General features: G+C 41.3%; 11 protein-coding genes. 2 read left to right on the plus strand and 9 right to left on the minus strand.

Annotation, left to right across the window (positions count from 1 at the left end; all coding sequences use genetic code 11):
• The first annotated feature begins 243 nt into the window (after positions 1-243).
• Together HMPREF0666_RS02005 and HMPREF0666_RS02010 are read left to right on the plus strand one after the other, a co-directional pair.
• Positions 244-1,329 carry a 4Fe-4S binding protein gene (locus HMPREF0666_RS02005; RefSeq protein WP_009010627.1) on the plus strand — a complete coding sequence of 362 codons (1,086 nt, stop codon included), beginning with the start codon at positions 244-246 and terminating at the stop codon, positions 1,327-1,329.
• Positions 1,330-1,511: 182 nt separating this feature from the next.
• Positions 1,512-2,861, plus strand: coding sequence for a YihY/virulence factor BrkB family protein (locus HMPREF0666_RS02010; protein ID WP_009010628.1), 1,350 nt, complete (start codon positions 1,512-1,514; stop codon positions 2,859-2,861).
• Between the two features lie 1,328 nt (positions 2,862-4,189).
• On the opposite strand, the gene HMPREF0666_RS02015 is transcribed toward HMPREF0666_RS02010, so the two are convergent.
• The 9 genes from HMPREF0666_RS02015 to HMPREF0666_RS02055 all read right to left on the minus strand — a co-directional run bounded on the left by HMPREF0666_RS02015 (position 4,190) and on the right by HMPREF0666_RS02055 (position 13,351).
• On the minus strand, positions 4,190-5,662 hold the full coding sequence (locus tag HMPREF0666_RS02015; protein WP_009010629.1) for a glycoside hydrolase family 125 protein: 1,473 nt from the start codon (positions 5,660-5,662) through the stop codon (positions 4,190-4,192).
• 16 nt (positions 5,663-5,678) lie between these two features.
• Entirely contained in the window at positions 5,679-6,776 is a 1,098-nt protein-coding gene (locus HMPREF0666_RS02020; RefSeq protein ID WP_009010630.1) for a DegT/DnrJ/EryC1/StrS aminotransferase family protein, read from the minus strand.
• Between the two features lie 47 nt (positions 6,777-6,823).
• The gene (locus tag HMPREF0666_RS02025) at positions 6,824-7,783 is read right to left on the minus strand and encodes a GNAT family N-acetyltransferase (protein ID WP_009010631.1); all 960 of its coding nucleotides are present in this window, start codon (positions 7,781-7,783) and stop codon (positions 6,824-6,826) included.
• A gap of 58 nt (positions 7,784-7,841) precedes the next feature.
• Entirely contained in the window at positions 7,842-8,267 is a 426-nt protein-coding gene (locus HMPREF0666_RS02030; protein WP_009010632.1) for an FdtA/QdtA family cupin domain-containing protein, read from the minus strand.
• A gap of 27 nt (positions 8,268-8,294) precedes the next feature.
• A complete protein-coding gene (gene purT / locus HMPREF0666_RS02035; RefSeq protein WP_009010633.1) occupies positions 8,295-9,476 on the minus strand; it encodes a formate-dependent phosphoribosylglycinamide formyltransferase in 1,182 nt (393 codons plus the stop codon).
• Positions 9,477-9,581: 105 nt separating this feature from the next.
• Positions 9,582-10,736 carry a dTDP-glucose 4,6-dehydratase gene (rfbB, locus tag HMPREF0666_RS02040; protein ID WP_009010634.1) on the minus strand — a complete coding sequence of 385 codons (1,155 nt, stop codon included), beginning with the start codon at positions 10,734-10,736 and terminating at the stop codon, positions 9,582-9,584.
• Between the two features lie 94 nt (positions 10,737-10,830).
• Positions 10,831-11,343: a metallophosphoesterase gene (locus HMPREF0666_RS02045; RefSeq protein ID WP_009010635.1), complete on the minus strand. Its 513-nt coding sequence runs from the start codon at positions 11,341-11,343 to the stop codon at positions 10,831-10,833.
• Positions 11,343-11,963: an AAA family ATPase gene (locus HMPREF0666_RS02050; RefSeq protein ID WP_009010636.1), complete on the minus strand. Its 621-nt coding sequence runs from the start codon at positions 11,961-11,963 to the stop codon at positions 11,343-11,345. Before HMPREF0666_RS02050 ends, HMPREF0666_RS02045 begins: the two co-directional genes overlap by 1 nt.
• A gap of 14 nt (positions 11,964-11,977) precedes the next feature.
• A complete protein-coding gene (locus tag HMPREF0666_RS02055) occupies positions 11,978-13,351 on the minus strand; it encodes an MATE family efflux transporter (RefSeq protein WP_009010637.1) in 1,374 nt (457 codons plus the stop codon).
• Between the last annotated feature and the right edge of the window lie 309 nt (positions 13,352-13,660).

The following is a 13,660-nucleotide window of genomic DNA, read 5'->3' on the forward strand; positions in this document are numbered from 1 at the left end:
TTAGGTTTTAAGTTCTGTTCTTTTTTTGTAACCTATATGTATATTTACAATAGGTTGGCTTTAAGAATTAAGTTCGGTTGCAAAAATAAAGAAAAGTGATGATGTTACAAAATAAAATCGCAAGAAATGATGTTAATAAACTTAAAGTTAAGAATTGGTTGACTTTGTGAGTTGTATAATTAATGGTTTCCAATATTTATTAGTACTTTTGTATCTCATCAAGATAGTAAAGGGATTAGTTAGATGAAGAAGTTACAACAGATATTATTACTTATTGCATGCTTATTAGTTGTTGCTGTTGCTGCCGTACAAAGGGATGGTAAACTATTAGGAAATAGTGTGTTTAACAATGAAAAGAAGGTCACAAAAGCTCGTGTAGATACGCTCCGTACGTTGGATGATGGGACGGTAGTTATTAATACGACTTACTTAGCTAAGGATGTGAAAGGCTTTGGCGGTGCAGTACCTTTAGAGATTTACATAAAGAAAGGTAGGATAGTAAAGGTGGAAGCCTTACCCAATTCAGAAACTCCCGACTTCTTTCATGAGGCGAGTGCCTTATTGACTCGTTGGGACGGTAAGACCACTGAGCAAGCATTAGCTATGAAGGTAGACGGGGTGACGGGTGCTACATTCAGCTCAAAGGGCATTATTGGGAATATGAAGGCGGGTCTACAGTATGCTGCAAATAACGTGAAAGAAACGTCTTTCCTCGATAAGTTAGATTTACGAACGAAAACTCTTGTAGGGCTTATCGTGGTTCTCATGGCTGCTATTATTCCTTTGTTTATCAAGTCTAAGCGTTATCGTGTGTTCCAACTCCTACTGAATTTCGTTGTCTTAGGCCTTTGGTGTGGTACATTTCTTTCGTGGTCTGTCCTTGTTGGGTTCATGTCAGGCGGTGTCAACATGTGGGTTTCACTAATTCCTATCATCATGTTGATTACCGCATTCATCTATCCACTATTTGGTAAGAAGAATTATTACTGTACGAACATTTGTCCTTTGGGATCCATACAAGATTTAGCTGGAATGGCTAATCATACTAAATGGAAGATGAGTAAGCGAACGGTACAATACTTAGAACGTTTCCGTAAGATTCTCTTTTGGCTTCTAATGCTTTTGATGCTCACGGGTGTATGGTCAGAATGGATGAACTATGAGCTTTTTGTTGCTTTCATTTTCAAGTCAGCTTCTTGGGTGATTATTCTTTTGGCCATCGTCTTTGTGCTACTTTCTATCTTTGTTCCACGCCCTTATTGTCGCTTTGTTTGTCCTATGGGAAGCCTCTTTAAGCTGTCGTCAACAAAGGTTACAAAATGGTTGTAAACGGTGTTTTTATAGGTGAGGCAGGTGCGAAAATATTATTGAATACTTGAATATAGCTTAGTCCAGATTATTTATAAAGATGTATGTGTGTGTTTACTTAGATCTATCTTTTGGTGAGTATTCAACTTATTTTTATTAAGTTTGCACAATAACTCCTATACTTTATTATAAAAAGAACAATTATGAAGGTCGATATCAACCGTATAAAATACTTCTTAACAGTAGGTCTCTTCTTGAAGAGGGAGCATAGCTCGAAGCGAAAGGACATTGCCATCAGAGAGTTACAGAAGTTCTATCTTGCTGTGAAATTCTTTTTTGAACGCAACCACGCAGCATCTGCGACAGAGCTATCGTTCTCCACGATTATGGCAATTGTACCTATAGCGTCCATGATTTTCGCTATTGCGAATGGTTTTGGCTTTGGACAATTCCTTGAAAAACAGTTTCGTGAGATGCTGTCGGCCCAACCAGAGGCCGCTACTTGGCTACTTAAGCTTACGCAATCATACCTTATCCATGCTAAAACAGGCATCTTTATTGGAATAGGTTTGGTGATTATGCTTTATAGCGTATTCTCTTTGATACGAACAGTAGAAGGTGCATTCGATAGTGTATGGCAAGTTAAGGGCTCTCGTCCCCTTAGTAGGGTGATTATAGACTATACTGCCATGATGTTTCTTGTACCCATAAGTATCATCATATTATCTGGCTTGAGTATCTATTTCTATAGTTTTGTAGAAAACTTAAACCATCTTCGTTTCCTTGGGACCATTGCGAGCTTCTCACTTCGCTATCTTGTGCCGTGGACTATACTTACGCTTATGTTCATTGTACTTTATGTTTTCATGCCTAATGCGAAGGTTAAGATAACGAAAACAATTGGTCCTGCGATGATGGCGAGCTTAGCTATGCTCTGTCTACAAGCTGTTTATATCCATGGACAGATATTTCTTACCAGTTACAATGCCATTTATGGTTCGTTTGCAGCACTCCCGTTGTTTATGTTATGGATACTTGTGTCATGGTATATCTGCCTTTTTTGTGCCGAGCTTAGCTATATCAATCAGAATTTAGAGTACTATGAGTGTCAGATTGATACGGAGGATATATGTCATAATGACTTTATGATGATGTGTGCAACGGTATTAAGCCATATCTGTCAGCGCTTTGCAAAAGGTGAGAAACCGCATACAGCTTTGCAGATAAAGGATGCAACGGATATTCCGGTACGTATCACGGTGGAGATACTTTACAAGTTAATGCAGGTAGACCTTGTTTCTGAAAACGTTTCTCCCACTTCTGATGAGGTCACTTACACGCCCACTTACGATACAACAAACATTACTGTTGGTGAGATGATAGCTCGTTTGGAGTCGGCTCCTGAGTCGTCGAAGTTGGGTCTTTTAGGCTTCTCTCCTCAAAGGATATGGAACCATGATATATATAATAAGGTGGGGAGTGTGCGTGTAGCTTATCTAAATGAACTGAAATCAATCAATATTAAGGAGCTGATAAGTAAGGTTGAAGATTAATACCCACAGTATGTTTAGCTTGGTGTTGGTTGTTGAATGTTAGGTGTTAATGGCTTGTTTAGCTGGGTGTTAGGTGTTGAGTGCTTGGTGTTGGTTGTTGAATGTTAGGTGTTAATGGCTTGTTTTGTTGGGTGTTGGGTGTTGAATGTTGGGTGTTAATGGCTTGTTTAGCTGGGTGTTGGGTGTTGAATGTTAGGTGTTAATGGCCTGTTTTGCTGGGTGTTAGGTGTTAAATGTTAGGTGTTAATGGCTTGTTTAGCTGGGTGTTGGGTGGTGAATGTTAGGTGTTAATGGTTTGTTTTGCTGGGTGTTAGGTGTTGAATGTTGGGTGTTAATGGCTTATTTTGCTGGGTGTTAGGTGGTGAATGTTGGGTGTTGATGGCTTGTTTTGCTGGGTGTTGGGTGTTGAATGTTAGGTGTTAATGGCTTGTTTTGGCTATTAACTGTTGAGTGAAAGGTGTTAAAATTATAGCGAACTTTGTCCCGTTAGGCGCTCCCCTCCCTTTCGGGGAGGGGCTGGGGGAGAGGTCCCTTCTTTATTTCCTTGTCAATAATTTTCGCTATTCTCTCTCCTAACACATGCCTTTTAAGCTAATAGAAGAGGCCCTTCTACAATCAAGAACATGCCCTTCTTGGGTGTTGAAGACGCTCTTCTTGGAGCAAGAAAGGCGTCTTCTTAAATGCAGTATGTAATGTTCTGATTTCGTGTAGGTTACCAACTCCTCTTTAAGCGATGATATACTCTTGGGTAGAAGGTGTTTAGTGTGACAATATGTAATGATATTTTACTATTGCACTTGTACCTTTGAGGTGTGGAGGGAAAGCGTTTAAGAAAATAAGAGGAGGTGAGATTTCTCACTTACTACGGGGGAGAAGTAGAGGGAGAAGCCATCAAGTAGGCTATAAACGAACAACTATTTTATGGGAAAAATGGCTCCTGCTGTTGCATGATTGTTTGTTGTTTAGATTTATAAAAACCTTTTTGGTGATAAGCTTTAATGGAGGTGTCAAGAAGAGTAATTGGTGAAAGGCTGAGGTTCTTATTCTCTTCAAGTTTTTTAGAAAACTGTTATTTAGATTCTTTTAGATAATAAACACTAAGTGTATTAATAAATAAAAAAAGTCCCAGACTTGTTAGTCTGGGACTGAAAGATTACTTGTCTCACGACAACTAATCTTCTAACCTTAATAATCTAATACCATGAAAAACACGTTGCAAAGATATCTAAATCTTGTTATATACCCAAATATATAATGTTAAATAAGGTGAATATACAGTTTTTATTCCCTATTTTCTAAAATATCTCCACATTCGTCTTTCCACTTGACTATTGTATGCTGTTAAGCAATCCGAGCTTGCCTTCATTAACTAACTTTATGATTAGCTCTCCAAACAAAGTATTCTGCCAAGCAAACCACTCACGAGTAAACTTATTGGCATCGTCCTTATAGAAGCTTTCATGTATGAAACCTGTTCCGGCGTCAGTATTCATCAACATCTCGATACACTGTCGAATCTCCTTATCATCCTTTGAGGTAAAGGCCCTCATCATGATGGACATTGGCCATATCATGTCGTTACCAATGTGCGGACCACCAATGCCCTCACCCGCTTTACCACGATGGAAGTAGGGGTTATCCTCGCTCCATACGTATCGACGGGTGTTCTGATAGATCGGATCATCAACGCTTACATCACCAAGATAAGGCATTGCTAACAGGCTCGGTACGTTGGCATCGTCCATTAAGAAGTAGCCTCCAAAACCATCTACCTCGTATGCATATATCTTACCATACTTAGGGTGATTGTAGACAGCATACTTTTGTAAGGCATTGCTAACCTCATTGGCAAGGTCAGTACACTGTGCGGCAAGTGCTGTGTCCTTGTTTACTTTAGTCAAAATCTCAGCTGCCTTGCGTAGAGAAGACACAGCCATGAAGTTTGATGGGACAAGGAATTGTAGCGTTGTAGTATCGTCTGAAGGGCGGAAGGCAGATGCTATCAATCCAACAGGTTTAACAGGTGCACCCCAGCCCGCATTGTTCATTGTGTCAAGTGCACGGTCTGTAACACGCAGGAATTTGTAAGTTCCTCTCCCATCTTTCTTCTGTTGTTCATGAAAAGTCTTGAGTATGTTCTCTACTGCTTTAATCCATTCAGGTCCAAAGACACTTGTGTCGCCTGTAACCTTCCAATATTCGAAGGCAAGACGGATAGGATAGCAGAGAGAGTCAATCTCAAACTTACGTTCGTGTATCTCTGGTTTCATATCTGTCTCATCGGTCATCCAACGACCATTTGGGTCTGGCTTATGATTGAAAGCATTGGCGTATGGGTCAATATTGATACACTTCAACTGGCGATTGATTACACCAGCTAACATCTTCCTTAACTTCTTGTCTTTACCAGCCAACTGTACGTAAGGCCATACCTGTGCACCAGAGTCGCGTAGCCACATGGCAGGGATGTCGCCAGTATAGACGAATGTGTCAGGTGTTCCATCAGCTTCTTCACCATAGTGAACGGTGGTATCGAGTGTATTTGGGAAGCAATTCTCAAACATCCAAGCAAGTCGTTTATTCGTCAACTTCCTTACGATGCTTTGAATCTCTTTCTCTACAGCCTCTGAACGGAAAAGTCTTTCAGCCTCTTTAGGGCGCTTTGAGACGAGTGTTACTGCATCTGCTGGGCAGGTGAGATGGTTTACTTGTACCTTATTAATATTGTCAGCATTGACAGTTTGCACTTGTAATGCCATAAGTGCAACGAATGTTGATGTAATATAGGTAATCTTTCTCATACGTTATGATTTAGTTTTATTGATACTTGTTGATATGTTCAACAACCTGATAGACCTCTTCATCAGTCATTGTGGGGTTACAAGGAAGGGAGAGCTCTTGCTGATGAATGAGCTCTGTGATAGGATAATGTCGGTCGTTCCATTCCTTATAAGCCTGTTGCTGATGGGGTGGAATAGGGTAGTGTATCATCGTTCCAATGCCATTCTGCCTTAGATATTGCTGCAAGCGGTTGCGAGTAGGGCAGAAGATGGGGAAGATGTGATACACATTATCCCTGTCCTTATCCTCTGTGAGGGTTATTTGTGGGTTGTTAATATTGTCGTAGTACGTCTTAGCAATCTGTTTTCTCCGTTGGTTCTCACCATCGAGATAGGGTAGTTTCACGTTCAACACAGCAGCTTGAACTTCGTCTATACGACTGTTCTGGCCCTTGAAAGTGAACTCATATTTACGTGCTGAACCATAGTTGGCAAGGCTTCTGATTGTCTGTGCCAGTTGTTCGTCATTGGTTGTCACAGCCCCTGCGTCCCCCAAGGCGCCGAGGTTCTTACCTGGATAAAAGCTGTGAGCGGCTGCGTGACCAAGGCTTCCTGTCCGTTTGTCTCTGTAGTGGCAGCCATGAGCTTGTGCGTTGTCTTCAAGTAGTAGGAGGTTATGACGCTTACAGAGGTCGCTTATGAAAGGAGTGAAAGCACATCTTCCATAGAGGTGAACAAGCATGATGGCACGTGTACGAGGTGTGATAGCTTGTTCAATCAGCTGACTGTCAATCTCTAACGAGTTGATATCGGGTTCAACAAGGATAGGGGTAAGGCGGTTCTCGGTGATAGAAAGGATAGTTGCTATGTAGGTGTTAGCTGGTACGATGACCTCATCTCCTTCTTTAAGTAGCCCTAATTCCCTATAAGCACGGAGGATAAGGCACAGTGCATCAAGTCCGTTACCACAGGTTACGCAGTACTTCGTACCAATATATTGTGCGTAGTTCTTTTCAAACAATGTCGTACACTCCCCCTGCAGATACCATCCTGAGCGTAGTACCTGATTAACAGCAGCAGTCATCTCTGCCTCATGCAAGGCTGTTATCTTTTGAAGTGAGAGGTAATCAATCATGTTTATGCTTTTATAAAGGAAGGTTTGATGTTGTGGGATTACTCGAATTATTCTATGACAGAACGTGTTTCCCACGTATAACAATCATAGCATACTCCTCGTCCTCCAAAGCCTTCTTTTTGGAAAATAAGCGTAGTATTAAGAATCTTCCCTTCCTCTTCTGTGCTCTTACCAAAGTCAAAGAAGCCTTTACGATTGGCATAGACGTCATTAAGAATATAGTCAAAAAGGAGGTCGATGGCCCCAAGTCTTTTCCCTTCTGGGGATGCTGAGATATACTGAGTATGAACTACTTGTGGCATCTCATAGATGATAGTGCCCCCAATAGCAATCCCTTTGTCATTGAAAGCCATGAATAGTCTAATCGAGTTAGGGAACCGACTGTGGAGTAAAGTTAATTCTTCAAGGGAGTGTACAGGATGAGTAGCATACTTATTGGTAAGGTTCTTATCGAGAATATCCCAAAAAGTAGCAAGGTCTTTACTCTCCCGAACTGTCACGCCAGCACGTGTTGCTTTCCTAACTCCTCTCCTACGGTCCTTTCCAAACGTCATAAGTGAATCGAGTGGAATAGTACTTGAGATGTCACGAGACGTTAGTTGCGCATGACAAATATATGTAAGCGCATAGAGATCTTCCTCGGCAGGATAACAATGGTATATCCATGGCGTAGGTTTATAGATAACTCTTTGTACTCCAGAATGGTAAAGATATTCATTAATCCTAATAAATACCTCGCAAATCTCTGCTGTAGTAGCCTGTTTCTTTGTTATAAGTCCACCATAAGTTAAGCCTTGATGAGAGTAAAGTGTATCGCCTAAACGGTTAGCAGGTAAGAGTGCATAGAGTTGTTCTTTACGGTAAATCATCAACGAAGCATCCTGAAATCTATCAGCATGATAATCCATATAAGAACGGTTGAAGAGGAATGTTTCTTGTCGAGATTGCTCTATAAAGTCGTTCCACTCTTGCGCTTGTTTTTGCGTATATTGCTTTACCTCAATCATTATATATTAGCATTAAACGTCAGAAAGGTGTTCTTAGGCCAATTTGGTGGGGCTTCTCTTATTTCTCCTTAATACTTATATAATTAAGAAACTCCTTATATTCACGAATATAATCACCCTCATCGAAAGGGTCTTCGGCCAAGACGAGACATACAGCCCCCGAAGAGAAATCGTCGAGCGAACGCCATATATCTGTGTTGACAAGGAGCCCTTGATAGGGATGATTCAGTAGGAAAGATTGCTTATCACGTCCATCATCGAGCGTAACAGTAAAGGATCCGCTAACAGCTATGATGAACTCTCGGCAGTGTTTATGGGCATGACCACCACGGCAAGCGCCTGATGGTACATCGTATGTCCAATATACTCGAGAGATGTTAAAGGGGATGTCTTTCATTGCCTCAGCAAGAGAGAGGTTGCCACGTGGGTCAACTATCTTTTGCAAAGAGATAATCTTTCCTATTGAAGATTCTGTTTCGTTCATTCTTACAGTCTTTTGACTTATCGTCTTTTACTTCTTCATATAGGGATCTGTACCTAATACGGTTGCAGCAACACGCTTAGTCTTATCACGAAGTACATCCATATCGGTGCCAACCTCTCCATAGCAGAGTGCTACACCCATACGTCGTCCGACGTGAGCGATAGGTTTATTGAAGATACGTAGGCGTGTCCTGTCTTCTTTGCAAGCTTCTATTAGATTGTAAGACAGAGGTTTGTCGCTCTCTGTAGGAGATAGAATAACAGCAGAACAACCTGCATGTTCAAGGTGGATAGCAGGGATTGGGAGTCCCATAACGGCACGGAAATGAAGCTCAAACTCGTTGAAATTGGTTGTGTGAGCCAATGTGACCATACCAGTATCATGTGGTCGAGGTGATAGCTCAGAGAAGATTACTTCCCCCTTCTTTGTTAGGAAGAACTCAACTCCCCATATACCATATCCTGTAAGAGCACGTGTTACCTCGTTGGCAATATGCTCTGCCTGCCGTAAAGCCTCTTCTGAGATAGCGTATGGTTGCCAGCTTTCACGGTAGTCTCCACCTTTCTGTATGTGTCCGATAGGTGGGCAGAAGAGGGTAGGACCGTCCTTCTGTGTCACCGTGAGCAGGGTAAACTCGCTCTCAAAGTCTATGAACTCTTCAATAATCACCTCCTTCACATCGCCACGTGCGCCATCCATCGCATTCTTAAACGCTTCTTCGAGTTCTTCATCATTGTGAACATAGCTTTGCCCATGCCCACTTGAACTCATCAGAGGTTTTACAACACATGGAAAACCAATCTCGTCGGCTGCTGTCTTAAACTCTTCATAAGTCTTGGCATAGAAGTATTTAGCTGTTCTTAACCCTAAGTCACGTGCTGCGAGGTCGCGTATAGCACGGCGGTTCATCGTGAAGTTCACGGCACGTGCTGATGGAGCAACCTGTATTCCACGCTCTTCATAATCGAACAAGCGTTCTGTTCTGATCGCTTCTATCTCTGGAATGATGAGGTCAGGCTTGTGCTTATCTACAATAGCATCAAGTGCTGTACCATCAAGCATATCTATTACTTCAGACTCATCAGCTACCTGCATGGCTGGTGCGTTCTCATAGTTATCACAAGCAATGACGTACTGTCCAGCACGTTTAGCCGCAATAACGAACTCCTTGCCCAGTTCGCCTGAGCCTAATAACAAGATTTTTTTCATGTGAAGAGATATTGTCTACGTTTTGAATGTGAGAAGGATTAATACCCTCGCCGTTGTTGTCTGATGAATAGACGAGGGTGTAGAATTATATTTTAGTTACTTATGTTATCTACCTTTCTTGGTGTACATCATGTCATAGTACTTTTGGTAATCACCAGAAGTAACCTCTTGTATCCAGTCTTGATGCTCTAAGTTCCAACGGATAGTCTTAACGATACCATCCGCAAACATCGTTTCTGGATACCAACCTAACTCGTTCTTAATCTTTGTTGGGTCAATGGCATAGCGTGCATCATGGCCTAAACGGTCAGGGACATGTGTGATTAGTTCTTCATTAATCCAGCTGATGTCGATATCGCCATTTGCGTCTTTCACCTGCTTCTTAAGTATAGTACGGAGGTTCTTGTCCTCTGCCATCATATCATGAATAGTCTTGATAGTAAGCTTAACGATGTCGATGTTCTTCATTTCGTTATGACCACCAACATTGTAGACTTCGCCTTCGCGTCCTTCACGTACAACCATATCAATAGCCTTGCAATGGTCTTCTACATACAACCAGTCACGTACATTCAATCCTTCACCATATACTGGTAGTTTCTTACCTTCGAGGATATTGTTGATAATTAATGGTATCAACTTCTCTGGGAAGTGGTAAGGACCATAGTTGTTAGAGCATCGTGTAATGCTGACAGGCATGTGATAAGTATCATGATAAGCCATTACAAAATGGTCAGCACTGGTCTTGCTGGCAGAATAAGGGCTGTGTGGACAGAGTGGGGTCTGCTCTGTAAAGTAGCCTTCAGCACCCAATGAACCATATACTTCATCTGTTGAAACCTGGTGATAGCGCTTACCTTCTTTCCAAGTAGGGTAGCCCTGTTCGTCTTTACCTGTCACCCATGCACGACGAGCAGCGTCCAAAAGGTTCTGTGTACCGAGGATGTTAACTGAAAGGAACAACTGTGGGTCTTCAATAGAACGGTCGACATGACTTTCTGCAGCAAAGTTTACGAGATAGTCGATATCATATTCAGTAAAGAGTTTATCGGCAAGTTCGCGGTCACGAATGTCTCCTTTTACAAAGACACAACGCTCATCGTCGATATCATCTTTGATAGTACCAAGGTTACCTGCGTATGTAAGAGCATCGAGGACGATAACCTTAATTTCTTCATTCACATACTTCTTATGAAGTAGATACTTAATGTAGTTTGCTCCGATAAAGCCGGCAGCACCAGTTACTAAATAAGTTTTCATATCTTTATTATTAATTTGTTTGTTATTCTTATGGGTAAGTTTTAATAGTCTTTATTGTATGTAACGTCTAAGACCATTACATTTCAGAGGAATATTATATATGTTCAGATTGTTTATCACCTAATGTTATAACCTCGCAATCAGTAAATTTATTGCCTTCAATGGTTAACCTCACCAATGTTCTTTCCTTGTGCCATCCACGTAGACCAGCTGCACCTGGATTAATATGAAGTAGGTTTAACGTCTTATCAAACTGTATTTTGAGGATATGCGAATGTCCGTCAACGAACAAGTTGGGCGGCGAAGCAAATAGCATACCCTGTACTGAGCGGTCATAACGACCTGGGTAACCTCCGATATGTTTAAGGAGTACATCAATATCCTCGCACTTGAAGCGTAGAATCTCCCGATAACGAGCACGCAGAGTATTGTCATCTATATTCCCACATACGGCTCGGAAGATAGGCTTCATGGCTTCGAACTTATCAGCAACCTCTAATGAGCCAATGTCACCAGCGTGCCATATCTCGTCACAATTGCCAAGATAGTATTCATACTTATCATCCCAGTAGCCGTGGGTATCAGAGATTATACCAATACGTTTCATTAACTGTTCTTCTTTCTGATGAAATCAGCTATCAAGTCCTTGGTCTTTTCTAAGCCAAGTATGCTGGCATCAATACAGAGGTCATAGCTTTCTGCATGTCCCCAAACCTTTGTTGTGTAATAGTTATAATACTTAGCACGTTCGTTCTCACCTTTCTCAATAAACTTGCGAGCCTCTTCTTTCGTACATCCGCGTCGCTCACATATATTAGTAATACGGGTGTCTAATGAAGCTGTTATAAAGATATTGACCGTGTTAGGATTGTCACGTAAGACATAGTCGGCAGTTCTCCCGACAAATACACAGCGTGGGTTCTGCTTTGTCATCTCCCGAATAGCATCGCTTTGGAACTGATATAGACTTTCTTGTGAGAAATTACTCTTATAAAAGTCATTGTCGCCTAAGAGCGGGAGATGTATGTGGAAGTGTCCTTTCATAAATCCCTTCTGCTCATCATTTTGCTCAAAGAACTTCTCAGAGAAGCCACTCTCCTTAGCTGCAATATTGAGTATCTCACGGTCATAGTATTGACATCCGAACTCATCTGCAAGCATCTTTGCAATGATATGGCCACCACTACCTATCTGACGACCAACGTTTATGATTAGTTCCTTTTCCATCTTTAGATTCTTTATTATGATTCTGAGTTTTGATTGTTCACCAGTTGTTTCTTCATTCGCCGCATATAAGTAACAAGGATGATGGCCGCAACTAATGATGCTAAGAAATCACTTGAAGGCAGCGAAGCCCACACACCATCTAAGTCGAAGAAGTTCGGTAGGATGATAAGGAGTGGGATAAGAAATAGTAGTTGGCGAGAGAGTGACAAGAAGATACTTATCTTCACCTTACCAATACACTGGAAGAAATTTGTTACAACCATTTGAAATCCTACAATAGGATACATCATCATGTTTATCTTAATTGCTTTGATAGCTTGTTGAATTAGTTCTGGGTCCGTGGTAAACATGCGTGCGCAGTATTGTGGAGCTAAATGGGCTATTAACCAAGCTGTGACCATAATCCCCGTTGCGGCAAAGATGGTCAGTTTCAGTACTCGCATCAATCTGTCATTCTGCTGAGAACCATAGTTATAGCCCGCTATTGGCTGCATACCTTGGTCTAAACCGATGATGAACATGACGAAGATCATCGCTATACTATAGGCGATGCCGAATGCTCCAACAGCCATGTCGCCACCGTATCTGACAAGTTGATTATTCATGAAGATAACCACAATGCAGGCACAAACATTCATCAAGAAAGGAGAAATACCAATCGAAATGATGTTCTCAACCAAGTGTCTTTTAAGACGATATATTCCTCGTTTAAGATGTAGTATCTCATCTTTATTCGTAAACTGCTTCATCTGCCAGCATAAAGCTAATGCTTGCGATAAGACAGTAGCGAATGCAGCGCCACGAATTCCCCATCCCCAAAGTCTGATAAAGATAAAGTCTAACACTATATTCATCAATACAGTGAATATGGTAGCCGTCATGGCTTGTCGTGGTTTTGACGCAGCTCGGAGTACAGCATTCATTCCAAAGTACATGTGAGAGATTACATTACCAGCTAAGATAACCTCCATGAAGCTACGAGCGTATGGGATGGTGGTATCGCTTGCACCAAAGAAGCGCAGGATGGGGTCGAGGAAGATGAGGCATATTATGCCGAAGGAACTTCCTATGATCAAGTTCAGTGTTATCGTGTTACCAAGGATGTTCTCTGCTGTTTTGTAGTCTCTTTGCCCTAACTTAACACTGATAGACGTCGATGCACCTATTCCTACGGCTGCTCCAAAGGCTGCTCCGAGGTTGATAAAAGGGAAAGTTATGGCCAAACCTGATATCGCCATTGGACCAACGATCTGTCCGATAAATATTCTGTCTATAATATTATAGAGCGAGGCAGCTATCATCGCAATAATAGCAGGGAATGCATATTGTACCAATAGTTTACCTACAGGCTTCGTCCCTAACTCTAAAGTCGCACTCTTATTATCCATTTAAGATTCTATTACATGTCTATAAACGAATGAAAAACATCCTTATACCATGCTTGCAAATGTACGAAAAAAAAATGAGAAAACCTATTTGTAGCATCATGAAATGTAGGTTTATAGGGTATGTAGTGCTTATTTCTCAATGCATCTACTAAGTTCATCGTTATTTTTCATCATGATGAGAATTATTTATCTTCATGAAAAGAAATATTTTCAGTCACGTAAATAAATATTTCTTTTCATGAAAATAATTCGATGTTGATTGTGTTCTGAAAGAGAAAACAAGTTTTAGAGGTATAAAGGAGGAGGTCT

Source organism: Prevotella sp. C561 (assembly GCF_000224595.1).
Classification (GTDB): domain Bacteria; phylum Bacteroidota; class Bacteroidia; order Bacteroidales; family Bacteroidaceae; genus Prevotella; species Prevotella jejuni.